Consider the following 23,932-nt stretch of genomic DNA (forward strand, 5'->3'; position numbering starts at 1 on the left):
CCCTATCGAGAAAGGCCCTTCCATGACCGACCTGCTGCGCGCCCCCGCCGAGCTCAAGTACGCCGAGGAACTCGACTGGCTGGAGTCGATCGACGACAACCCCAAGCCGTTCTCCTGGCGACTGTCGCCGAAGATGGTCCGCCTGTTCATCCTCGGTTCCGAGCGCGCCGACGGCCTCGACCGGGAGATCGCCCAGAAGTGGTTCGGCGACCGCAGCTTCGTCGAGCGCTCCATCGTCACCCTCGCGTCCGACCGCGGCCTGCTGCTCATCGGCGACCCCGGCACCGGAAAGAGCTGGCTGGCCGAGCTGCTGTCGGCCGCGATCTCCCGCAACTCCACCCTGGTCGTGCAGGGCACGGCGGGCACCACCGAGGACCACATCAAGTACTCGTGGAACGTCTCGATGGTCATCGCCAAGGGCCAGTCGCGCGAGTCGATGATCCCCTCGCCGATCATGACCGCGATGGAGTCCGGCTCGATCGGCCGCTTCGAGGAGCTCACCCGCTCCACCAGCGACGTCCAGGACGCGCTGATCTCGATCCTGTCCGAGAAGTACATCTCGGTCCCGGAGCTGGGCAGCGACCAGGACAGCGACAACATCGTGTTCGCCAAGCCCGGCTTCTCGGTCATCGCCACCGCCAACAGCCGCGACCGGGGCGTCAACGACCTCTCCTCGGCGCTCAAGCGCCGCTTCAACTTCGTCCGCATCCCGGTGGTGACGAACAAGAACAGCGAGGCGGAGATCGTCCGCTTCCGTACCGAGGAACTGCTGCGCCGCCACCAGATCGAGCTCGACGTCCCGCCGACCCTGCTGGACGTGCTGCTGCGCAGCTTCGCCGATCTGCGGGCCTCCTCGGCAGCGGCCGGCAGCGACGACGAGAAACTGGAGTCCGCCCTGTCCACCGCCGAGCAGATCGGCGTCCTGGAGGACGCCATCCTGCACAGCAACTTCTTCGGCGAGCGCGCCCTCACCGCCCACGCCCTCGCCTCCTCCCTCGTCGGCTCCCTGGCCCGGCGCGCGCCCGAGGACCTCGCCATCCTCAACAAGTACCTGCACGGCGTCGTCGAACCGCGAAGCAAGGAAGAAGGGGGCTCCTGGCCGGAGTTCCTCGAAGGCGGCCGCGACGCGATCGCGACCCTGTCATGAGCGGCGGCACCTTCGAGGCGCTGCGCGGCCAACTGCACGAGGCGGCAACGGCGTTCGCCGACGGGCCCGGAGCCCTGGAGGGCATCCTGCGCGGCATCGTCGACGACGTCGAACGCGCGGTGGACGAGCCGTTGGAGATCTTCCCGGTCTGCCACCACTCACCGGCCTCGGCGATCGCCATGGCCCGCCGGCTGCGCGAGAAGCAGCCGAAGGTGGTCTACCTGGAGCTGTGCGAGGACATGGCGCCCCTCCTCACCGAGCTGCGCAACTGCCGGCTGCCGGTGGCGGTCCAGGCGTTCGCGAGCGAGGTCGAGGGCTTCCCCGCCGACTGGTCACCGCTCTCGGTGGTCGCCCCGGTCACCGAGGCCTCCGCCGAGTACCAGGCCATCGCCTACGCGCTCGACACCCCGGGTGTCGAACTGGTCCTCGTCGACCGCTCCTCGGACCATGTCTTCCAGTGGGAGACCGAGTCGGACGCCGACTCCGTGCCGGAGGCCGACCCCGACGCGCCGCAGGCCGAGGAGCAGACCGCCCTGCACGGCGACGCCGTCGGCGTGGAGATCGGCGACCTGCGCCCGCGCTTCGCCGAACTGGAGGAGCACCTCCTGCGCCACGGCCGGGTACGGCACTGGTCGGAATGGTGGCACCAGTACGTCGAACTGCCCCTCGGCGACAGCGACCACGACACCTACCGCCAGGTGATGCTGCTCATCGGCAGCCTCTTTCGCCGCCTCGCCCCCGGAGACCCCGGGAAGGTACGGGTCGACGAGGACCGCGAGCGGTACATGTGGACGAGGATGCGCGAGCACCTGGCCGCCACCGGCACCGATCCCGCCGACTGTCTCTACGTCTGTGGCGCCTTCCACGCGGCCAGCCGCGTCGCGGAGTTCGGCGTGCGCGGCAGCGACACCTTCACCATCAGCCCGCCGAGCCCCACCAAGTGGCGGCACGGCCTCATCCCGTCCAGCCACGCGGCGATCGAGGCGCAGTTCGGCCTCGCCGCGGGCTCGGTGTCCATCGCGGCGACGGAATGGGCGAAGAACGTCAGGCGCACCGGCGTCCGCCCGTACCGCCTGGAAGGCCAGGCGGGCACGAAGAAGAGCGCGACGCCGAAGAAGGCCCTCCCCGCAGTTCCCGCTCCCACGGCCCCGCCCGCCGACCGGCTCACGGGCTTCCTCCAGCGCCCGCCCGCCCTCGACGCCCTCGACGAGGCCGAACTGCTCGGCTGGTCCGTGGAGATCGTGCGCGCAGCGCGCCGCAACGGCTACCTCGCCTCCACCGCCGACGCCATCGCCGTCTTCGAGACGTCGATCCTGCTGGCCGGGATGCGCGACCGTGCCAAGCCGACGCCGTACGACTTCCAGGACGCGGCGGTCACCTGCATCGAGAAGGACGCCGTTCCGGGCCGGCGGGACGTGGGCCGGCTGGTCGAGATCATGATGGGCGGCGACCGGGTCGGCCAGGTCGGCTACGACGCGCTGCCGCCGCTGGCCCGTGACGTGCACGACCGGCTCGCCCCGCTGAACCTGAAGCTCCAGCAGCGCGGAGTGCGGCGCGCCCTGCTGGACATCGCCTCCCGGCCCGAACTGGAACACTGCTCCGACCTGCTGTGGATGCTGCGCCGCCTGCTGCCGGCCGGCGCCGCCCGGCCCATCATGGGCGAACGGCGCCTCGGCGAGCGTCCCATCCAGGAGTCCTGGGACCTGGCCCTGGGCACCCACCAGCGCGCCCTCATCGAACTGGGCTACGAGGGCGTCAGCATCGAGCAGGTCCTCGAACAGCGGCTGCGGCGCGCCGCATACGCGCCCCAGGCCACGGCGGCCCAGGTCCTGGAGGCCGTCGAGGACGCCACGCTCCTCCTGCGCAGCCGCCGCCTCGCCGACGAACTCGGCTCCCGGGCCCTGGAGGTCCTGGCGAGCGAACGCACCGTCGACGGCGCGCCGGAGGTGCTGCGCCGCGTCCGCCGCCTGCTGACCTACTACCGCACCGCCGAGCCGGTGCTCCCGCCCTGGATCGAGTCGTTCGTCAAGACCGGCTACGCGCACTACTGCACCCTGCTGCCGACGGCGTTCACCGACGACGACGCGACCGTCCGCCAGGTCGCGGCGATGCTGGGCTTCCTGTTCGGCATGGAGAGCCTCGCCCTGTCCCTCGGCTGCGACCGCGCCCAGCTCGAACTCGCCCTGGCCCAGTCCCACCCGACCGAGCCCTCCCGCACGGCACTGCTGTGGGCGGCGCAGACCCACCTGGGCACCCTGGCGAGGACGGCACTGCGGGCACGCTGCGACGAACTGCTCGGCAACCCGTTGGTCGTCCCCGCCTATCCCCGCTACCTGAGCGGGTTCGTGCACGCCCTGGAACCGGTGCCGGGCCTGGCCGACTTCGTCGTCGAGGCCGTGTCGAACGCTTTCGCCCGTCTCCCGGACCCGGTCCTGCTGCCCTGGCTGCCGACCCTCGTCACGACCCTGCGCGCGAGCGGCACCGAGCTGGCCCCGCTGCTGATCCGCGAGGCCGGCCGCGTCTTCCCCGCCCGGCTCACGGAACTCGACGCCTGGGTACCGCAGTGGCGCCTCCCGCAGGAACCGCCGCCCGCGCACCTGGAGTCGGCGGCGGGCACCGGAGGCGGCCTGCCGCTCCTGGCCGCCCACCCCGCGACCTGCGACGCGCTGGCCGACCTGCTGGGCTACGACGGCACGTGGGAGACCCCGGAGGGGACGTCGTCCGGAGCGGCCCTCCTCGCCCGGTACCCGCAGACCGCGACGGCGCTGGAGGCGCTGCTGGCCGTCAGCTGACCGGCAGCGCCGCCACCAGGGCGCGGAGGGTGCTCTCCGCCAACGCCGGGTTGGCGGCGGCGTGGTGGGCCAGCTCCTCGTCGTCGAGGAGCTCCGCCAGCCGGTCGGGCGGAAGGTTCGGGTGGCGCGCGAAGGCCGCCCGCACGGCGGGGTCGGGGTCCCGGGTGAGCCGCTCGACGGTGGCCGGCGGAGTCTCGGGGTCGCGGGCGGCCAGGGCCCGGACGGCGGGATCCTCGTCTTCGGCGTGGACGGCCAGCCCGTCGGTCGGGAAGTTCGGCCGGGTGACGAGATGCGCGCGCTCGGGACCGGTGTACTCCAGGAAGCTGCGCAGCAGGAGGGCCGACGGGGCGTCCGGATGGTTCTGGGCCAGCAGGACGCGGACGCCGAGGTCGTCGTCGGCGGCCAGCCGGGCCACGAGGTCCGGCGGCAGGCTGTGCTCCCTCGCCGCCTCCCGGCGCAGCATCGGGTGAGCGGACAGCGCGTCCCGGCGGACGGCCTCGGGGTCCCGGGGCACCAGACGCTCCGGGTAGAAGCAGAAAGGCTCGTCCAGGGGGACCTCGTAGTCGATCGCGGCCCGTTCCTCCTCGGTCCACGCGGGGTGGACGGACACTGACAGCCGGACCTTCGGGTCGGGGTCGGCCGCGAGGACACGGCGCTCGTCGTGGTCGAGGTCCGGGTGGCGGGCGAGCATGCGGCGTACGCCGGGGTCGGGATCCGTGACCAGCGCGTGGCGCTCGGCGGGACCGAGGTCCGCGCGGCGCGTGATCTCCCACCGGACCTCCGGGTCCGGATCGGCGGCCAGGAGGACCACGACGTCAGGAGGGAGACTCGGGTTGGCCGCGATCATCGCCCGATCCCCGGGACCGGCCGGAGCGGTGAGGACACTGTCCACGACGGCCCTGCTGAGAGCGTCGTGAAGCAGTATGCCGGTGCGGGCGTGGCAGGACTGTTCGGGCAGTACGCTCTCCACCCACGCGGGATCCTCGTGGCGCAGATGCTCCTCGGCCCTCTCCCGGACCTCGTCGTCGGGGTCCGCCAGCAGCGCGGCCCGCGTCTCGGCGGGCAGCCACCCCCACATGCCGACTCCCCAGGCGCGGACCTTCGCGTCCGGATGCGTCGCCATGGAGCGGCGCAGCTCGACGGAGAACTGCCGGTAGAGGGTGCCCAGGAGCTCGGGGTCGTACGTGTTCAGTATGCGGATGACGGCGTCGTCCGGCAGCGGCCGGGGCTCGGCGGGGGGAGTCACCCGGGGGGCCTCGGCGAGGTGGGCGCGGACGAACCAGTGCGGATCGTCCACCAGCCGTACCCGCTGGGCCGGGTCGACGTGGGGGTTACGGGTGAAGAAGCTACGGGTGCGGTGGTCGGGATGCTCGATCACGGCGTCGACGACCGTCTCGGGCAGCACCCGGTCCCGGCACAGCACCATCCTTACGGCGAGCGGCGCCTTCGCCAGGAGGTGCAGCAGGACATCTTCCGGAGTCGAGGGATTCAGGGCGACCCCGGCCAGGCGCCGGGTGGCGAGATCGGCGTCCTGCCAGATCTGCTCAGGTGTGGGCATGCGTCGTATTCCCCCCAGGAAACGATCGGGCCCCCTGCCTCGGGCAGGGGGCCCATGACCTTAACCGCCCGGCCGGATCAAGGGCCAGGCAGTTGTACTACCGGTGCCGGTAGCCGACCGTGAGGACACCGGTGACCTTCGCCGGGGCGCCACTGCTGTAGACCACCTCCCCGCCGGACTTCTTCCAGATCTTGATGAGGAAGGTGTCCGGGCTGTCCGTCGCAGTGACGCGGAAGCCGTAGCCGCTCTTGCCGTTCACCGTGCCGGATCCCTGGAGGACGGCCGTGGAGCCGGAGACGACGAGCCAGTCGAGTCCGGTGGAGCGGAACTTCAGGTGGGCCGGCCTGGAGTCGAAGGTGACCTCTCCGGCCGGGGCGGTGGCACCCGGCAGATAGGCGGCCGCGAGCGAGAAGGACGCCCGGCCCGTCAGCTTCAGCCCGACCCGGGAAGCGACGGTACCCGCGCCCACCACCGGCCCGGCGGCACGGTCGTACACGATCAGCTCGGGGAGTGTCGTGTCGGCCGAGGCGCCGTCGTCGTCGGTGACGGTGATCACCGGACGCCGGATGCCCGCCGCGGCGTAGGTGTGCTCCGCGCGGCAGCCGGACGAGGTGACCGTGCCGGAGACCGGCTTGCCGCCGTCCTTCCAGTCGACCACGCACGTGTGGGTGTCACCGGCACCCGGGTCGTCGAACCGGGCGGTGACGGCCGTGGGCCGGCCGACCGACACCGGGCCCGACGGGCCGGTGGCGGCCGTGATCGACGGGGCCGCGTTCGTCACGGTGACGACCGCCGTGTCGGTGCTGCGCCCGCCGGTCAGGGTGAGGGTGTACGAACCGTCGTCGGTGCAGGTGACCGTGGTCCGGGCGGCGGCCGGGTCCGCGACCGTGCAGGGCGCGCCCTGCTCGACCGTCCACCGCGCGCCGCCCGCCCCGGAGACCGTGCCGGTCAGGGCGATCGCGGAGCCCTCGACGCCGTTGGCGTCCGCACCGGCGTGGACGATGGTGACCGGGTCGACGCTCGTGAGGGTGGGCACGACCTTCTTGATCAGGCCGTCGGCGTCGAACTCCAGCTTGTCGATGGTGGTTTCCCGGTGCATGCCGTCACCGCCGGGGATCGCGAAGCGGTGGTAGGCGATGTACCAGTCGTCCGTGCCCGGAACCTGGACGACCGAGTGGTGGCCGGTGCCCAGGATGCCCAGCGAGGCGTCCTTCTCCAGGATCACGCCCCGCTTGGTCCAGGGGCCGGTGGGGGAGGGGCCGGTGGCGTAGGCGACGCGGTAGTTCTCGTCCCGGGTGTCGTTCTCCGACCACATGAAGTAGTAGGTGCCCTTGCGCTTCACCACGAACGTGCCCTCGTTGTAGCCGCTCGGGGTGATGTCGGTGACCTTCGAGGCGTCGAAGGAGACCATGTCGTCGTTCAGCGGGACCACGTACGCGTGCCCGTTGCCCCAGTACAGGTACGACTGGCCGTCGTCGTCGGTGAACACGGCCGGGTCGATCATCTGGCCGCTCAACTGGCCCGCCTTGAGCAGGGGCTGTCCGAGGGCGTCCTTGAACGGACCGGTCGGCGAGTCCGAGACCGCGACCCCGATGTTCGCGTCGGCGCAGAAGTAGAAGTAGTACTTGCCGTCCTTCTCGGCGATGGTCGGCGCCCAGGCCCTGCTGTCCGCCCAGCTCACGTCGGGACCCAGGTCGAGGATGACGCCGTGGTCCGTCCAGTGCACCAGGTCGGTCGACGAGTACGCCTTGAACTGCGTGCCGCTCCAGCCCTCGAAGCCGTCGGTCGTCGGGTACATGTAGAAGGTGTCGCCGAAGCGGACGATGTTCGGGTCGGCGTTCAGACCCGGCAGCACCGGGCTCTTCATGATGAGCGCGGAGACCGTCCAGGTGCGCTTCTTGCCGTCGGAGCCGGTCACCTCGTACGTCACCGGCTTGCTGAAGTCCTGGACACTGCCCGAGGCGGGGCTGATCGCGGCGCCGTGGGCGAGGGTGAACTCCGGTGCCAGGCCGGTGAGATCGGTGCCCTCCTTCGCGGGGAGCGTGATGCGGCTGCCGGCGTCGTCGATGAGCGCGTCGACCTTCAGCGCGGAGGCGGTGGCCCGGGCGATGCCCGCCGTGTTGCCGCTGAGCTCCATCACCTCGGCGGCCGTGAGGGCCCGCCCGTAGATCCGGAAGTCGTCGACCTCGCCGCCGAAGTACGGGTCGCCCGAGTACAGGGAACGGCCGATGTAGCCGCTGTAGTCCTTGTTCGCGTCGTAGAGCTCGGACGGCTTGATGGTGGTCGTCGTGCGGGCCGCCTCGACGCCGTCGACGTAGAGGACCATCGTGCCGGTCGAGCCGTCGAGGGTGACGGTGACGTGGCGCCACTCGCCGGGCGTGAGCTGCTTGCCGGCCGTCAGCTTCGACTCCGCCGACCAACTGGCCTTCGTGATCGCCGAGTAGAGGCTGGAGCCGCCGTTGGAGGGGGTGGCGAAGAGGTACTTGTTGCTGTCGGGCCCGAGCCCGAACAGCCACTGGAAGTTGTTGCCGCCCTTCCACTTCGCGTATGTCGACACGGTGACGCTGTCGGCGCCCTTCAGTACGCCGTTCGGGATCTTCACGTAGGGGGACGTGGCGGAGTCGCCGGACATCGTGAACGAGCCGCCGTTCACGCCGGTGCCGAAGGCGGGCGTGCGGACGTAGGTGCCGTGGTAGCCGTGGCCGCTGGAGTCGACGGCGATGTTGCCGGACGTCTCGTCGAAGCCGTAGTGCAGCAGCAGGTCGGCGGGCACGTCGGCGCCCTCCTCGGAGACCGTCACCCGGGCCTGTACGGGGAGCGCGGCGCCGTCGGGAAGGCTTCCGGTCACCGTGAACGTGCCGGCCTGCGCGTACGCCGACGCCGGGACGTCGTCCCAGGTCACGGCCACCGGGCGCTTGACGCCGTCGGCGTATGTGGCGATCACGGTCGCGGGCAGCACCGGTGCCTCGCCGATCCGCGTCTTCACCGACACGTCCTCGACGCTCTCGACCAGTTGGTCCGGCTGGTAGGCGCGCAGCAGCCGGTCGTACTCGGCCTGCGTGACCGGCAGGACCGTGCCATGGCGGGGCTTGGACGGCAGGTCGTAGCCGGTGGCCGGGGTCCAGGTGCCGGAGGCGAGGTCCGTCGTCTCGAAGGGGATGTAGCCGCGACCGCCGAACTCGTCGAGGAAGGCGTACCACTTCTCCTCGGTGTTGGACTTGAACACCAGCGGCCCCTCGGCCGCGTTCATCGCGCCCTTGCCGATGCCCTCGGCGACCGCGTTCCAGGAGAGGTTCAGCAGCGAGTCGCTCTTCTCCTCGAAGATGAACTTGCTGTTGGGCGTCGAGGAGGTGTTGTTGCGCTCGTCCTTCGACAGGCGGAAGTAGGTGCCGTCGTGCTGGATGACCGTGGAGTCGATGACCGAGTAACCGCGATCGATCCAGACCTTGGGCTCGCTGAACGTGTAGAAGTCGCGGGTGGTGGCGTACATCATCCGGTTGTAGGTGTCGCCGGAGTGCGAGGCGTTGTCGTACAGCTTCGACGCCCAGAAGACGACGTACTCGCCGAGGTCGGAGTCGTAGTACGCCTCCGGGGCCCAGGTGTTGCCGGCGCTGTCGGGGGACACCTGCACCAGGCGCTGGTTCGTCCAGTGGACGAGGTCGGTGGACTCCCAGACCATGATGGACTTGCTGCCGGTGCGCTGTGAGGCGTCCCAGTCGCCGTTGCCGTAGATCCTCAGGTCGGTGGCGATCTGGTAGAACTTGTCGCCCTCGGGGGAGCGGATGATGAAGGGGTCGCGCAGGCCCTTCTCGCCGAGCGTGGAGGTCAGGACGGGCTTGCCGTCGTTCAGCTCCCGCCACTTCAGCGGGTCGTTGCCCTTGCTCAGCGCGGCGTAGAGCTGCTCGCCGTCCGCGGTGCCCTCGCCGGTGAAGTAGCTGAACATGTAGCCCTTGAGGGCTTCCTTCGCCGGGAGTTCGGGGACCTTCGCGGTGAACGTGCGGGTCGCCTGCGCCGTGCCCTTGGTGACGGTCGCGGTCAGGTCGACCGTGGTGGCGCCGGTGCCGTGCGCGGGGCGGTGGACCACGCCGTCGGCGGACACGACGTCCTCGCGTGCGGAGGTCCAGGTGACGGCGGTGCCGTAGGAACCGGTCGCCGGGAGGCTGAGGTTGCCGCGTACGTCGTCGAGGTTGTGCACCTCGAGCGCCTCGGCGGCCTGGCGGGTCGCGGTCGCGTCGTCGAAGGCCGCCAGGACGGTGACGTCGAAGGACTTGGTGGCGGTGACCGTGCCCTTCTTGAGGGTCGCCGTGAGCGTGGCGTGGGCGTCCGGTTCGCCCGCGGCGGGACGGGTCACCTTGCCGGCGTCCGACACCACGGCGGTGTTGTCGCTGGCCCAGCTGATCGCGGAGCCGCCGGCCGTGCCGGTCTTCGGCAGGTCCAGGTCGGCGGTGACGGCGTCGGTGTCACCGAGGTCCAGTGCGGCCTTGTCGTCGGCGACACCCTGCGTGGCCACGGGGAGGGCGAGCTGCTCCACGTCGGCGGCGGCCAGCGCGCGGTCGTACACGCGGAAGTCGCGGATGTCGCCCTTGAAGAGCTTGTCGCCGGAGTAGACCGACTTGCCGATGTAGTTGGCGGTGGTGATGCCGGAGCCGATGGCGCCGGGGGTGATGGTGACGGACGTGTTGCGGGCGACCTCGACGCCGTCCTCGTACAGCACACCGGTGGTGCCGGACTGCGTGTAGGTGAGGTGCTTCCACACCGAACGGGTCAGGTTGTGCGAGTCGGCGGGCTTGGTGGTCTGTTCCGTCGACCAGTTGCCGGTGGCGATCGAGGTGCGCAGGGAGTTGCCCGTGGTGAACAGGTAACCGTTGCCGTTGCCTCCGCTGGAGTTGCCGAAGCCGTAGAGGAAGTACGGCGTCGACTGGCCGGCGTCGATCCGCACGTCCATGGCGACGCTGATCGCGTCCATGCCCTTCATGACGTCGTTCGGCACCTTGATGTAGGTGTCCGAGCCGTTGAAGGCGAGGCCCTGGCCGGTGGACGACCACCCGGCGGTGCCGTTGACCGTGCCGTCGCGGCCGTGACCGGAAGCGTCGGTCGCCGTGGTGCCGGACGTGGCGTCGAGCTTGTACCAGAGGGCCAGACCCTCGGAGACGTCGGCAACCTCCGCCGCCTGTACGGGAGTTGTGGTGCCGACGAGCCCCACGAGCAGTGATACGGCGGTCAGCGCGGCGAGTTGTCCCGCTCCGCGTCTCGCTCGGACGCGGAAGCGTTTTCTATGCGTCATAGGGGACCGCCGTTTCAGCCGTGTGACGTGATGTTGCGAGAGTGTCAAACGGTGTACATGGCCGCGTCAAGACTTCTCGAACAATGTCCGACCAGTCGAACGGAACTTTCGAAGAACAAGGACCGTGCTCAGCCCCTGCTCGGCCCTGAGTTGACAGCCGCGAGGTGAGCGCCCACCACCAGTGGAGTCCGTCCAGTGGGCCGGAATCACCGTCAGTGAGGGACGTGGAGGTGATCCGGCGGAGCCGGCACAGCCGGTAGCGGACCGTGTTGGGATGGGTGAACAGCGCGGCGGCCGTCTGGTCCAGGCGGCGCCCGTTGTCGAGGAACGTCGTCGCCGTGAGCGCGAGTTGACGATGGAAGTCGTTCGTCGGATCGAGTACGCCCAGGAGCCGGTCGCTCAACAGCGGCCCCAGCAAAGGCTGTTCGGGCAGGGCGAGCCGGGCCGCGAAGTGGGTGACGTCGTACAGGCCGCGCAGCCCCTGCTCCCGGCCGAGGTCCGGCGCGCGCACGCACAACCGGTACAGCGAGGGCAGTTCGGGCAGGGCAGCGGCGGGTGCCACCACGACGAGGGCGTCCGGGGCGAGTTCGTCGGTGCCGGGCGGCCGCGGGCACAGTCCGGCCAGGTGGCCGTCGACCGCCGCCGTGGTGCTCCTCCTCGACCAGGAGCCCGAGGCGAGCATCGGCGGGCAGGCGTTCTGGTCCTTCGGCGGCCTGTTCTTCGTCAACTCCGACGAACAGCGTCTGATGGGCGTCAAGGACACCTACGACCTGGCCTGGCAGGACTGGCGGGGCGCGGCCGGTTTCGACCGGGGTGTCGACGACCCCAAGGGCCAGGACCACTGGGCGTACCAGTGGGCCACGGGCGTTCCCGCACACGTCGACGGCCGGATGCCGGCGATCACGCAGAAGGCGGGCGGGCGCATCGTCAACCCGGACCGGATGTGGCACTGCACCGAGGGCCTCAGGAAATACGACCCGATCCGGCCCGGCCACGGCATCCGTATCCTCCCCGGCCCCTCCTCGATGTGGTTCGACGCCGAGGGGCAGCTGTTCAACACCCCCGACATGCCGGGCTACGACACCCTGCACACCCTCAAGACGATCACCGACTCCGGTTACGACTACTCCTGGTTCGTCACCACCCAGAAGATCATCGCCAAGGAGTTCGCGCTGTCCGGCTCCGAACAGAACCCCGACCTCACCAACAAGGACGTCTGGCAGCTGCTGTCGAGGATCTGGCAGACCCCGGAGCCGATCGAGAAGTTCAAGAACAAGGGCGAGGACTTCGTCGTCGCCACGACGCTCACCGACCTGGTCGCCGGCATGAACAAGCTCACCGGGGACAACCTGATCGAGCTCGCCGACCTCAAGCGGCAGATCGAGGCCCGCGACCGGGAGATCGACAGCCCGTACACCAAGGACGTGCAGGTCATGGGCATCCGCAACGCCCTGAACCACACCGGCGACACGCTCAGCCGCACGGCCTGCGTCCACCGGATCCTCGACTCGAGCGCCGGGCCGCTGATCGCCGTGCGCCTCGACGTCCTCACCCGCAAAGCCCCTCGGCGGCCTGCAGACCGACCTCTTGGGCCGGGTCCTGGACGCCACCGGGATCCCCGTGCCAGGCCTGTACGCGGCCGGGGAGGTCGCCGGGTTCGGCGGCGGCGGAGTCCACGATTACCGTTCCCCGGAGGGCACCTTCCTCGGCGGCTGCCTGTTCCCCGGACGCCGGGCGGGGAGGGCGGCAGCGGCGGCCACCGAGACCTGATCGCCGGCCGCGGTCCCGGGTACCCGGCGGTCCGATCGGGCGACACGCGCGGTGAGTGGCCCTCCTCACATGGCCATCCCGGCCCCTCACCGACACGATGGTCCTCGTCACCGGCAGGCTGAAGGGGTCCCAGGATGTTCCGCAAGGTGCTGGTCGCCAACCGTGGTGAGATCGCGATCCGTGCGTTTCGCGCCGGCTATGAGCTGGGCGCGCGCACGGTCGCCGTCTTCCCGCACGAGGACCGCAACTCACTGCACCGGCTGAAAGCCGACGAGGCCTACGAGATCGGCGAGCCGGGACACCCGGTGCGCGCCTACCTCTCCGTCGAGGAGATCGTCGCCGCCGCGCGCCGGGCGGGCGCCGACGCCGTCTACCCGGGCTACGGCTTCCTCTCCGAGAACCCCGAACTGGCCCGCGCCTGCGAGGAGGCGGGCATCACGTTCGTCGGCCCCGACGCGCGGACCCTCGAACTGACCGGGAACAAGGCCCGGGCCGTAGCCGCCGCCCGCGAGGCGGGCGTGCCCGTGCTCGGCTCCTCGGCGCCGTCCAGCGACGTCGACGAACTGGTACGTGCCGCGGACGACATCGGCTTCCCCGTGTTCGTCAAGGCGGTCGCCGGCGGCGGCGGGCGCGGCATGCGGCGCGTGGAGCACCCCGCGCAGCTGCGCGAGTCCATCGAGGCGGCGGCCCGCGAGGCGGCGTCCGCGTTCGGCGACGCCACCGTCTTCCTGGAGAAGGCCGTCGTCGACCCCCGCCACATCGAGGTGCAGATCCTCGCCGACGGCGAGGGCAACGTCATCCACCTCTTCGAGCGGGACTGCTCGGTCCAGCGCCGCCACCAGAAGGTCATCGAGCTCGCCCCCGCGCCGAACCTGGACCCGGAGCTGCGGAGCCGCATCTGCGCCGACGCCGTGCGCTTCGCCCGGCAGATCGGCTACCGCAACGCGGGCACCGTCGAGTTCCTCCTCGACCCCGCCGGCAACCACGTCTTCATCGAGATGAACCCGCGCATCCAGGTCGAGCACACGGTCACCGAGGAGGTCACCGACGTCGACCTCGTCCAGGCCCAGCTGCGCATCGCCTCCGGCGAGACCCTCGCGGACCTCGGCCTGTCGCAGGAGACGGTCACCCTGCACGGCGCGGCCCTGCAGTGCCGTATCACCACCGAGGACCCCGCGAACGGCTTCCGCCCGGACACCGGCCGCATCAGCGCCTACCGCTCCCCGGGCGGCTCCGGCATCCGCCTCGACGGCGGCACCACCCACGCGGGGACGGAGATCAGCGCCCACTTCGACTCCATGCTGGTCAAACTCACCTGCCGGGGCCGGGACTTCCAGACCGCGATCGGACGGGCCCGGCGCGCCGTGGCCGAGTTCCGCATCCGCGGCGTGGCCACCAACATCCCGTTCCTGCAGGCCGTCCTCGACGATCCCGACTTCCAGGCCGGACACGTCACCACGTCGTTCATCGAACAGCGGCCGCACCTGCTCACCGCACGCTCCTCGGCCGACCGCGGCACCAAGCTGCTGACCTACCTCGCCGACGTCACGGTCAACAAGCCGCACGGCGAGCGGCCCGAGCTGATCACCCCGGCCACCAAGCTGCCGCCGCTGCCGGACACCGAGCCGCCCGCGGGCTCCCGTCAGCGGCTGGTCCACCTCGGCCCGGAGGGCTTCGCCCGCTGGCTGCGCGAGTCGCCCACCATCGGTGTCACCGACACCACCTTCCGCGACGCCCACCAGTCCCTGCTCGCCACCCGTGTCCGCACCAAGGACCTCCTCGCCTCGGCCCCGCTGGTCGCCCGCACGCTGCCCCAGCTGCTGTCCCTGGAGTGCTGGGGCGGCGCCACCTACGACGTCGCCCTGCGCTTCCTCGCCGAGGACCCCTGGGAGCGGCTGTCCGCCCTGCGCGAGGCCGTCCCCAACATCTGCCTCCAGATGCTGCTGCGCGGCCGCAACACCGTGGGCTACACGCCCTACCCGACCGAGGTGACCGACGCCTTCGTGCAGGAGGCCGCCGCCACCGGCATCGACATCTTCCGCATCTTCGACGCGCTCAACGACGTCGGCCAGATGCGGCCCGCCATCGACGCCGTACGCGAGACGGGCACGGCGATCGCCGAGGTCGCGCTCTGCTACACCTCCGACCTGTCCGACCCGGCGGAGCAGCTCTACACCCTCGACTACTACCTGCGTCTCGCCGAGCAGATCGTCGAGGCGGGCGCGCATGTCCTGGCCGTCAAGGACATGGCGGGCCTGCTGCGCGCCCCGGCCGCCGCCAAGCTGGTCTCCGCGCTGCGCCGCGAGTTCGACCTGCCGGTGCACCTGCACACCCACGACACCGCGGGTGGCCAGCTCGCCACCTATCTGGCCGCGATCCAGGCCGGCGCGGACGCCGTCGACGGCGCCGTGGCCTCCATGGCCGGTACGACCTCCCAGCCCTCGCTGTCGGCGCTCGTCGCCGCCACCGACCACTCCGAGCGGCCCACCGGCCTCGACCTCCAGGCCGTCGGCGACCTGGAGCCCTACTGGGAGGGCGTCCGCAGGATCTACGCCCCCTTCGAAGCCGGCCTCGCCTCCCCGACCGGGCGCGTCTACCACCACGAGATCCCCGGCGGACAGCTCTCCAACCTGCGCACCCAGGCCGTCGCCCTCGGCCTCGGCGACCGCTTCGAGGACATCGAGGCGATGTACGCCGCCGCCGACGGCATCCTCGGCCGCCTGGTGAAGGTCACCCCGTCGTCCAAGGTGGTCGGCGACCTCGCCCTGCACCTCGTCGGCGCCGGAGTGTCCCCGCAGGACTTCGAGGCGACGCCCGACCGGTACGACATTCCCGACTCCGTCATCGGCTTCCTGCGCGGTGAGCTCGGCACCCCGCCCGGCGGCTGGCCCGAGCCGTTCCGCAGCAAGGCGCTCCAGGGCCGTGCCGACGCCAAGCCCGTGCAGGAGCTGACCACCGAGGACCGCGAAGGCCTGGAGAAGACCCCCCGCAGCACCCTCAACCGGCTCCTCTTCCCCGGCCCGACGCGCGACTTCGAAACCCACCGCCAGGCCTACGGCGACACCAGCGTCCTCGACAGCAAGGACTTCTTCTACGGGCTGCGCCCGGGCAAGGAGTACTCCGTCGACCTCGAGCCGGGTGTCCGCCTTCTGATCGAGTTGCAGGCCGTCGGTGAGGCGGACGAGCGCGGCATGCGCACCGTCATGTCGTCCCTGAACGGCCAGCTGCGGCCCATCCAGGTCCGCGACCAGGCGGCGGCCTCCGACGTCCCGGTCACCGAGAAGGCCGACCGCACCAACCCCGGCCATGTCGCCGCGCCCTTCGCCGGCGTGGTCACCCTGGCGGTCGCCGAGGGCGACGAGGTGGAGGTCGGCGCGACGATCGCCACCATCGAGGCGATGAAGATGGAGGCCACCATCACCGCTCCGAAGGCCGGAACGGTGTCACGGCTGGCCATCAACCGGATCCAGCAGGTGGAGGGTGGTGACCTGCTGGTGGAGGTGCGCTGAGGTCATGGGCCCGCGGACGCTCACTCGCCCGCGGACACGTACCGGCCGCCCACGTCGTCCGCGTGCTCCTGTCCGGACAGGTCGACCTTCACGCCGTAGGGCTCCAGGGTCTGCCGCACCCGCTGCGTCATCGCGTCGGACAGGAAGTGGTGGTGCAGGTCCAGCTCCTGGAGATGCACCAGGGGCTGACCGCTCAGCAGGGCCTCGGCGCCCGTGTCCGACAGGGTGCCGCGGCCCAGGTGCAGGGCGGTCAGCCGGGCCACCACCGGGGCCGACGCGACGGCGGTGGCCACCTCGTCCTGGATGTCGGCGTTCTGCAGGCCCAGCCGGCGCAGCGCCGGCAGCCGGGAGCCGTCCAGGATCGGCGCGAGGTCGGCCACCGTGGTGTCGCGGCCGTACCACTCCTCGCCCAGCCACAGGTCCAGGTGCTCGAGGGCGGGCAGGTCGGAGGCGGCGAGGCCGCGGGGCACCTCGGCGGGCAGGCCGCCGTTCTCGAAGCGGAGGGTGCGAAGGTGCTCGTGGCGCAAGGGCGTGAACAGCAGTCCCGGTTCGCCGCCGAAGCCGCCGTTGGAGCCGCGTACCGCGAGTTCCTCGAGACGCGGATAGGAGTGCAGGATCGGAGTCACGTCACCCTGGACGATCCAGGAGAGTTCGGCTTCCCCGAACTCGAGGTCGGCGAGGTAGAGGGCCTTCAGACCTGTGAGGCGCTCGCGTGCGGCCTCGAGAAGTTCGGCCGTCCTGTGGGGATCGCCGGCGTCCAGTTCGGAGCCGTAGGCGCCCGCTCCCAGCACCAGAGCCCGCACGCGCGCAGGGTCAACGGTGTCCAGGAAGTGGTCCCAGCACTCGTCGAACTCCTCCGGTTCGTTCTCGTGCCGGACGAGCCTCCAGGCGACGGACTCCGCCGCCGGTAAGGCCGGGACGTTCTCCCCGGGCAGGGGGAAGTCGTACACCGGCAGGCCGTGCAGTTCCGATATGTGACCCAGGGTCAAGGCAGGAGCGCCTTCCGTGCGGGACGGCAGCCGGCGACCAGGGTCCCGGCCCGTGCGCGGCCCTTTCTACCAAGGCCCTCCGACAGGCCCGGGCCCACGACAGCGCGCCGGTGGACAGGTCTGCCCTCGCGGACAGGAGGTCTGCCCCCGCGTCCGGTGACGTCGGTCGGACGGCGGGCTAACGTCCGGCCGTGAACAACAGCACCTTTCCGGAACGGCTCGTGACGGCCCGTCCGGAGCTCTCCGCGTGAGCGACGAGCACGCCGTCGAGAGCCGCCCGGCCGACGAACCGGCGACCCCGCCCCGACCGCAGCCGCCCGCGCCCCGCCCCCGCCGACGCGGTCCCGGCCCCTTCACCCTGCTCGTGCTGCCGGGCCTGCTCACCCTGTCGGTGGTGGCCGGGTTCCTCGCCCTGACCGGCGGCCTCCCGTCGGACTGGACGCCCGGCGAGAGCCCGGAGCAGCCCGCCTCCGACGGCGTCGACGAGACGTACGGGCCTTGGCTCCGCAAGGCGGCCGAAGCCTGCACCGTCGTCACCCCGTCCCTCCTCGCCGCCCAGATCGACCAGCTGTCCGGCTGGAACGACGACAGCGCCACGACGTCGGACGAACAGGGCATCGCCGCGTTCACGGCCGCCGAGTGGCGGACCTGGGGCAAGGACGACGACGGCAACGGCAGTTCCTCGCCACGCGATCCGGCCGACGCCATCATGGCGCTGGGCCGGCAGGACTGCTCCCTCGCCGGGAAGATCACGGACCTCAGGACCGAGGGGACCGTCTCCGGCGAGCTCGTGGACCTCACCCTCGCCGCGTACGCGGTCGGCACGGACGCGGTGACCGAGGCCGGGCGGGTGCCCGCCGGGGCGCAGACCTACCTCACCGAGGTGAAGGCCCTGTTCACGCGGTACGAGGCGTTCGACCGGGAGGACTTCAGCGGCGGCGGGAAGGCGAACGCGATCCTGGCGGCACCCGTCACCACTCTCACCATCACCTCCCCCTACGGCTCGCGGCAGCACCCCCTGACCGGCGTCACCAAACTCCACACCGGCGTGGACTTCGGAGCGCCCCAGGGCGCCCAGGTGTCCGCGGCCCGCGACGGCCGGGTCGTGTTCGCGGCCATGACCAAGGCGTACGGCAACCGTGTCGTCGTCGACCACGGCGGCATCGACGGCAAACGCCTGGAGACGACGTACAGCCATCTGTCGGCCATCGAGGTCACCGTCGGGCAGACGGTGCGGACCGGAACCCCGATCGGAAGGGTCGGCTCCACCGGCCTGTCCACCGGCCCCCACCTGCACTTCGAGGTGATCTACGACGGCTCCTACACCGACCCGCAGCCCTGGCTGGCGCTGAACGGCTGAAGGTGCGCAGCGTGTTGCAGTCATGAGCCCTGTATGCGCCCCCGCGCGCCTGGGCAGAATCCGTTCTGCCATTGATCACGTGGGGGAGCGACACGGTCTCCTCCCCACGAACCTCCAGGGAAGGCAGGTCGGTTGTCGTGCAGTTGCGTCTTCCCTCCTCCGTATCCGAAGCACAGCGGTGTCTGGCCGAGGGAGCGGTACCGGTAGGCGGCGCCACGCTGGTGTGGGCCGGCTGGCAGCGCGACGGCTTTCCCGAGCAGGCCGTGTCGCTGCGCAACCTGCCGGAGGCCAACACGGTCGGCCCGGAGGAACTCGGCGGAGCCGTGCTGCTGCACCGTGTCGACGCGACCGTACCCGAGGTACTGCACCGGGCGGCCTCCGGCGTGGGCACGGGCGCGGTGCGCCGGGCGGCCACGGTCGGCGGCAACATCGTCGGCAGCACCCTGCGCTGCCTGCTCCCGGCCGCGCTCGTCCTCGACGCCAAGGCCGTCGTCCTGGAACCCGAGGGCGTGTACGAAACCGACCTGACCGAGCTGCTGGCGAAGCGTCATGTGCTGCTCGCCCTGCGCTGGCGCACACCCCTGGCCAGTGGTTATCGCAAGCTGGAGGGCGACGCGGGCGGCCCGCCGCCCCTCGTCGTCGCCGCCGCGGTGAACGCCGACGGCGACGCCCCCGGCCACCTGCGCGTGGCGGTGCGCGACGGCTACGAGGTGCTCAGCGAGAGCACGTCCTACGACGCCGACGCCGATCAGGTCCTTGAGGCCCTGGCGGGCACGGACCTGGGCGCCCTGTCCGCCACGGCCCGGGACGCGGTCCGCGCCGAGGTCACCGACGTGCTGGCCCGCGCCACCGGCGCCTGAGGTCCGCCCGCGGGACCTTCCGGGTCACGTCTCCCGCACGGGCGCGTACACGTCGGGGTGGAGCCCGAACGTCCAGGCGACGCCCTGTCTCGCCGTCAGAGTCGTCGGCGGTACCCGCAGCCAGTAGGTACGCCGGGTCCCGTCCGGCTCCGGCGTGGAGTTGAGGACCTCCACCATGACGACGGGCTCGTCGTCCGGGAGGTCGATCCGCCACAGGGTGCCGGTCTCGTCCCGGTGGACGTGCTGTGCTCCGCAGTCCGCCAGATAGCGGTCGTAGCCGTAGTACTCCAGCATGACCCGGCGCAGTTCGGCGTTCTCCTCGGCCCGGATCCGTTCCGGCGTCAGCGCCGGCAGTTCCGCGAGGAAATCGGCCGGCACCGGCATGCCGCGCCAGGCGTACAGGGCGAATCCGTCGGGGTAGGCCAGCGCCGGGCCGTCCCCGTGGTCGAGCCGGCCCGCCTCGTCCCGGTGCAGGGCGACGGGCCGTTCGCACACCACCGCCACGTGCGCGAACGGCCACCACCAGCCGGCGCTGCGGCTCACGGCCGCCAGCCCTTCGAGCGGGCCCGCGTCCGTCGGGAACGCGGCGAGCCACGGCGCGTCGTGCTGGCCGAGCACGGCGTCCAGCAGAACCAGCCGGAGCTCCGCCTCGGCGGCGGAGCCGCCCCTCTCCATGTCGGCCAGATCCTCCAGCACCCCGGCCCGGATCCGGTCCACGAGCGCCTGCGTCGACTCCCACAGGCGCCCACCGGTCGCCGCCCAGTGCGCCGCCCAGCCCGCCGGGCCCAACTCCGTGTGCAGGCGGTGCCGTTCGCGGGCCCACGGGGCGCTGCGGACCGCCTCACGGACACTGGCGCCCTTGCCCGCCAGGTCCCGGACCAGCGTGACCGCCTCACGCGGTGAACCGGCCCACACCACACGCTCCGGGCCCGGCAGACCGGCCTGCCGGTAGGCCCGGCGCACGCCGTCCTCGGCGGCCGCGCGGTCGGCGGGCGCGGTCACCGCGGCACAGGCGCGCCAGTCACCGACGTCGTCGGAGGACGCGCCCTCCACCACAGCCGCGGGGTTGTCCGCCACGGCCTCGGGAAACTCTGTCGTCGTCAACTGCCCCTCCGTCACCCTCTGCTCAGTCCGCGACGATCCGCACGGATCCGGGCACGTACTCCCGCTGCCGGATCACCCGGTACCACCCCTTCGGCAACGCGATCGCCGCATGCTCCTCGTGGACCACCCGGCCGCCCTGGGGCAGGTGCAGCAACAGCGGACCGAACGGTCCGGGCTCACGTACCAGATCACCCGGGCCCACCACCGCGTGGGCGTGCCCGGTGACCTCGCCCAGCGCCAGCACGAGCCGGCCCCGCCCGTCCCGCCGCTCCTTCGGCGCGACCGCCACGTGCGGCGGCACCGCCTCCTCCGTGACGGGCACGATCAGCACGTCTCCCTGCCGGTACACGGCTCTCCCCTCTTCGCCGGGCGCACCGGGCACCGGCCTCATGACGAAGACCGTACGGGCCACCACTGACAACGCCCCCGAACCGAGGGCCCCGCCGAGGGGCGTTGTCAGTGCCTGTTGGTAGAACTGCGGACACATCACGGACCGCACACCTTTTCTCCTCAGGAGCAGCCGCATGACCATCGGCCACCACCTCGACGTGTTGTACGGGCTGCCCGCCTACACCTTCCCCCGCCCCGGCAACAATCCCCGCCCGGTCGAACCGGACGCGCCGGCCTGGCGGATCACCAGCGACGTCTACGACGCGGGCGAGGGCTGGACGGCGGCGTTCGCCCGTTTCTGCGCCGCAGTCGACACCACCCGAGTGAAGGCCCTGATCGTCGGAGCCTGGGAGGAGGCGTACGAGGACGACTCCGCCGCCGTCATCGAGGCACTGGTGGCCGCCCGGGACCGCTTCCCGGCCCTGCGGGCCGTGTTCCTGGGCGACATGGTGGGGGAGGAGTGCGAGATCTCCTGGATCAACCAGACCGACGTCACCCCCCTCCTGGCCGCGTTCCCCGCGCTCGAGGAGTTCGGTGTGCGCGGCGGATCCGGGCTGAGCTTCCCCGCCCTGAGCCACGGCGCGCTGCGCAGGCTCGTCATCGAGACGGGCGGACTGCCCGCGGAGGTGGTGCGCGGAGTCGGCGGCAGCGACCTGCCCGCGCTGGAGCACCTCGACCTGTGGCTCGGCACCCCCGACTACGGCGGCGACAGCGAGGCCGCCGACCTGGAGCCCCTCCTGTCCGGCGCCCGCCTGCCGAACCTGCGCCACCTGGCCCTGCGCAACAGCGAGATGCAGGACGCCGTGGCCGCCGCGGTCGCGTCCGCCCCGGTCGTGGCCCGGCTGGAGGTGCTGGACCTCTCCATGGGCGTCCTGACCGACGAGGGCGCGGCCGCCCTGCTCGGCGGCCAGCCGCTCACCCACCTCAAGAAGCTCGACCTGCACCACCACTACCTGACCGAGGCACTCCAGGAGCGCGTCCGGCAGACTCTGGAGCCCGGCGGAGTCGAGGTGAACCTCGACCGCGGCGACGCCGAGGAGGACGCGGACGACGACGGCACGGTGTGGCGCTACGTCGCCGTGGGGGAGTGAGCACCACCTCCATGCGCTACTACCCTTCCCATCTCGAAGAGTTCCATGGTCTGCCCGTGCACACCTTCGGCGCCGAGGGCGACCACACCCGGGCCCTGCCCGAGCCGGGCTCGGTCGCCTGGCGGCTGAGCGCCGAGTGGGACCTGGACTTCGAACCGCTGTGGGGGCGCTTCCTCGAGGCGGTCGACACCGAGGAGGTCACCGCCCTCGTCGTCGGCATGTGGTGGGAGAGGCGGACCGAACGGGGCATCGACTTCGCCCTGGACCTCCTCACCGCGCACGCCCGGCGTCTGCCGAACCTGCGCGCCCTGTTCCTCGCGGACGTCGAGTCCGAGCAGACGGAGATCTCCTGGATCAAACAGGGCGAGGTCACCCGCGCCCTGCGCGCGTGGCCCCTCTTGGAGGAACTGGGGGTGCGCGGAGGGGAGGACCTGGTGATCGAGCCGCTGCGCCACGACCGGCTGCGCACCCTGCGGATCGAGTCCGGCGGTCTGCCCCAGGCCCCTGTACGGGCCCTGGCCGCCTGCGAGTTCCCCGCCCTGCGTCACCTGGAGCTGTGGCTGGGCACCCCCGATTTCGGCGGTGAGTGCACCCCCGAGGACATCCCGCCGCTCCTCACCGCCCTGGGTGCCCACAGCCCCGAACTGCGCCACCTCGGCCTGAAGAACAGTGACATCCAGGACGCCGTCGCCGCCGCGGTGGCCGCCGCACCGGTCGTCGCGGGCCTGGAGAGCCTCGACCTCAGCCTGGGCACCCTGGGTGACGAGGGAGGCGCCGCGCTCCTGTCCGGTCAGCCGCTGACGCACCTTCGCGCCCTGAACCTGCGTCACCACTACCTGAGCGACGCACTCGTCCAGCGCCTGCGCGAGACGCTGGAGCCGCACGGAGTCGACCTCGTCCTCACCCCGGTGCAACGGCGCGGGCACTACACGGGGGCACGTTATGTCGCCGTCGGCGAGTGACCTGGGGCCGCGTTTCGCGGTGGTCGGCAACCCCGGGAACCGCAGGGTCGCCCTCTTCGAGGACGCGGTGCGCGCGGCCGGTCTGCCCGCCCCGCGCGTCGTCCCCTGGACGTACGTACTCCGTGACCAGGGAGCCGACTTCGCCGCCGACGAGGTCGTCCGGATCGACTCACCCGGTGAGAACGCCGAGGTCGACCGGATGCTGCGCGGAGCCCAGGACCCGACCCGGGTCGAGGGCTCGGCCCGCTGGTACGCCGGCCTCGTCGCCGCGGTGCGCGGACTGCGCGGCGGTGTCCGTCTCGACGACCCGGACGAGTTGGCCGTGCTGTTCGACAAACGGCTCTGCCACGCCGTCCTCGACGCGGCGGACGTCCCCGTTCCCGCCTCACCCACCTCGGGCCCGCAGGGCGCGCCGGTGCGCGGCTGGGACGACGTACGGGCGCTGATGCGGGAGCACCGGATGCCCCGGCTGTTCGTGAAACCGGCGCACGGATCGTCGGCGTCGGGCGTCCTCGCCGTCGAGTCGGGCGGCGGCGGCCGTATCCGAGCCACCACCTCCGTCGAACTCACCGCCGACGGCAGCCTGTACAACTCCCTCAAGGTGCGCCGCTACGAAGGCGAGCAGGACATCGCGGCCATCGTCGACGCGCTCGCCCCGGACGGACTGCACCTCGAACGCTGGCTGCCGAAGGCGTCCCAGGACGGCCGGGCCACCGACCTCAGGGTCGTCGTGGTGGCCGGCCGCGCCACCCACGCGGTGGTCCGCACCAGCCGCTCGCCCCTGACCAACCTCCACCTCGGCGGCCGGCGGGGCGACCTGGACACCGCCCGGGAGGCCGTCGAGGCGGCGGGCGCCCGCTGGGCCGACCTGCTGGGCGTGTGCGAGCAGGCCGCGGCATGTTTCCCGCGCACCCTCTGCGTCGGCGTCGACCTGCTGCCGGCCGTCGGCTGGCGCAGAGCCGCGATCGGCGAGGTCAACGCCTTCGGCGACCTGCTGCCCCGCCTCACCGGCCTGCCCGGCAGCGGCGCGGAGGGCCTCGACACCTACGCCACCCAGGTGGCCGCCGTCCTGCGCGACGTCGCCCAGCACAGAACAGGAACACCGCATGCCTGAGC

14 protein-coding genes and 1 pseudogene are annotated in these 23,932 nt (G+C 71.7%); 9 read left to right on the plus strand and 6 right to left on the minus strand.

Translation table 11 applies throughout. The features are described 5' to 3' along the window. Positions 1-22 precede the first annotated feature (22 nt). Both OG289_RS46360 and OG289_RS46365 read left to right on the plus strand, forming a co-directional pair. Complete coding sequence (locus OG289_RS46360) at positions 23-1,147, plus strand: ATP-binding protein (protein WP_327320031.1); 1,125 nt, start codon at positions 23-25, stop codon at positions 1,145-1,147. Further along, complete coding sequence (locus OG289_RS46365) at positions 1,144-3,939, plus strand: hypothetical protein (RefSeq protein WP_327320032.1); 2,796 nt, start codon at positions 1,144-1,146, stop codon at positions 3,937-3,939. Before OG289_RS46360 ends, OG289_RS46365 begins: the two co-directional genes overlap by 4 nt. Here OG289_RS46365 and OG289_RS46370 read toward each other — a convergent pair. From OG289_RS46370 to OG289_RS46380, 3 genes are all read right to left on the minus strand, one after another. Further along, positions 3,932-5,497, minus strand: a complete 1,566-nt coding sequence (locus tag OG289_RS46370) for a hypothetical protein (protein ID WP_327320033.1) — start codon at positions 5,495-5,497, stop codon at positions 3,932-3,934. The genes OG289_RS46365 and OG289_RS46370 overlap by 8 nt on opposite strands. A 97-nt stretch (positions 5,498-5,594) precedes the next feature. Then, a complete protein-coding gene (locus OG289_RS46375; RefSeq protein ID WP_327320034.1) occupies positions 5,595-10,781 on the minus strand; it encodes a family 43 glycosylhydrolase in 5,187 nt (1,728 codons plus the stop codon). Further along, positions 10,771-11,346: a helix-turn-helix domain-containing protein gene (locus OG289_RS46380; RefSeq protein ID WP_327320035.1), complete on the minus strand. Its 576-nt coding sequence runs from the start codon at positions 11,344-11,346 to the stop codon at positions 10,771-10,773. Before OG289_RS46380 ends, OG289_RS46375 begins: the two co-directional genes overlap by 11 nt. Before the next feature lie 28 nt (positions 11,347-11,374). Here OG289_RS46380 and OG289_RS46385 point away from each other — a divergent pair. Both OG289_RS46385 and OG289_RS46390 read left to right on the plus strand, forming a co-directional pair. Beyond that, positions 11,375-12,551: pseudogene (locus OG289_RS46385) on the plus strand (FAD-binding protein). Between the two features lie 134 nt (positions 12,552-12,685). Then, positions 12,686-16,060 carry a pyruvate carboxylase gene (locus OG289_RS46390; protein ID WP_327320036.1) on the plus strand — a complete coding sequence of 1,125 codons (3,375 nt, stop codon included), beginning with the start codon at positions 12,686-12,688 and terminating at the stop codon, positions 16,058-16,060. Between the two features lie 20 nt (positions 16,061-16,080). On the opposite strand, the gene OG289_RS46395 is transcribed toward OG289_RS46390, so the two are convergent. Then, positions 16,081-17,049, minus strand: a complete 969-nt coding sequence (locus OG289_RS46395) for an STM4015 family protein (protein ID WP_327320037.1) — start codon at positions 17,047-17,049, stop codon at positions 16,081-16,083. 247 nt (positions 17,050-17,296) lie between these two features. Between OG289_RS46395 and OG289_RS46400 the strand changes: the two genes are divergently transcribed. After that, on the plus strand, positions 17,297-18,409 hold the full coding sequence (locus tag OG289_RS46400; protein ID WP_327320038.1) for a M23 family metallopeptidase: 1,113 nt from the start codon (positions 17,297-17,299) through the stop codon (positions 18,407-18,409). Between the two features lie 137 nt (positions 18,410-18,546). Continuing rightward, on the plus strand, positions 18,547-19,269 hold the full coding sequence (locus OG289_RS46405; protein ID WP_327320039.1) for an FAD binding domain-containing protein: 723 nt from the start codon (positions 18,547-18,549) through the stop codon (positions 19,267-19,269). Positions 19,270-19,293: 24 nt separating this feature from the next. Here OG289_RS46405 and OG289_RS46410 read toward each other — a convergent pair whose 3' ends face one another. Beyond that, positions 19,294-20,346 carry a DUF6745 domain-containing protein gene (locus OG289_RS46410; protein WP_327321007.1) on the minus strand — a complete coding sequence of 351 codons (1,053 nt, stop codon included), beginning with the start codon at positions 20,344-20,346 and terminating at the stop codon, positions 19,294-19,296. 49 nt (positions 20,347-20,395) lie between these two features. After that, positions 20,396-20,722 (minus strand): hypothetical protein, encoded by a 327-nt coding sequence (locus OG289_RS46415; RefSeq protein ID WP_327321008.1) that lies wholly within the window; start codon positions 20,720-20,722, stop codon positions 20,396-20,398. Positions 20,723-20,897: 175 nt separating this feature from the next. On the opposite strand from OG289_RS46415, the gene OG289_RS46420 reads away from it, so the two are divergent. The 3 genes from OG289_RS46420 to OG289_RS46430 are packed head-to-tail and all read left to right on the plus strand — an operon-like array spanning position 20,898 to position 23,930. Continuing rightward, complete coding sequence (locus OG289_RS46420; RefSeq protein ID WP_327320040.1) at positions 20,898-21,854, plus strand: STM4015 family protein; 957 nt, start codon at positions 20,898-20,900, stop codon at positions 21,852-21,854. Positions 21,855-21,865: 11 nt separating this feature from the next. After that, complete coding sequence (locus OG289_RS46425) at positions 21,866-22,816, plus strand: STM4015 family protein (protein WP_442819132.1); 951 nt, start codon at positions 21,866-21,868, stop codon at positions 22,814-22,816. After that, a complete protein-coding gene (locus tag OG289_RS46430; protein ID WP_327320042.1) occupies positions 22,797-23,930 on the plus strand; it encodes an STM4014 family protein in 1,134 nt (377 codons plus the stop codon). Before OG289_RS46425 ends, OG289_RS46430 begins: the two co-directional genes overlap by 20 nt. Positions 23,931-23,932 lie beyond the last annotated feature (2 nt).

It is taken from the genome of Streptomyces sp. NBC_01235 (genome assembly GCF_035989285.1).
Classification (GTDB): Bacteria; Actinomycetota; Actinomycetes; order Streptomycetales; family Streptomycetaceae; genus Streptomyces.

Bases quoted from the DNA above. Each gene is read 5' to 3' on its own strand.
- OG289_RS46425 (WP_442819132.1), top strand. From the start codon at position 21,866: ATGCGCTACTACCCTTCCCATCTCGAAGAGTTCCATGGTCTGCCCGTG.
- OG289_RS46390 (WP_327320036.1), top strand. From the start codon at position 12,686: ATGTTCCGCAAGGTGCTGGTCGCCAACCGTGGTGAGATCGCGATCCGT.
- OG289_RS46420 (WP_327320040.1), top strand. From the start codon at position 20,898: ATGACCATCGGCCACCACCTCGACGTGTTGTACGGGCTGCCCGCCTAC.
- OG289_RS46365 (WP_327320032.1), top strand. From the start codon at position 1,144: ATGAGCGGCGGCACCTTCGAGGCGCTGCGCGGCCAACTGCACGAGGCG.
- OG289_RS46375 (WP_327320034.1), bottom strand. From the start codon at position 10,781: ATGACGCATAGAAAACGCTTCCGCGTCCGAGCGAGACGCGGAGCGGGA.
- OG289_RS46430 (WP_327320042.1), top strand. From the start codon at position 22,797: ATGTCGCCGTCGGCGAGTGACCTGGGGCCGCGTTTCGCGGTGGTCGGC.
- OG289_RS46360 (WP_327320031.1), top strand. From the start codon at position 23: ATGACCGACCTGCTGCGCGCCCCCGCCGAGCTCAAGTACGCCGAGGAA.
- OG289_RS46370 (WP_327320033.1), bottom strand. From the start codon at position 5,497: ATGCCCACACCTGAGCAGATCTGGCAGGACGCCGATCTCGCCACCCGG.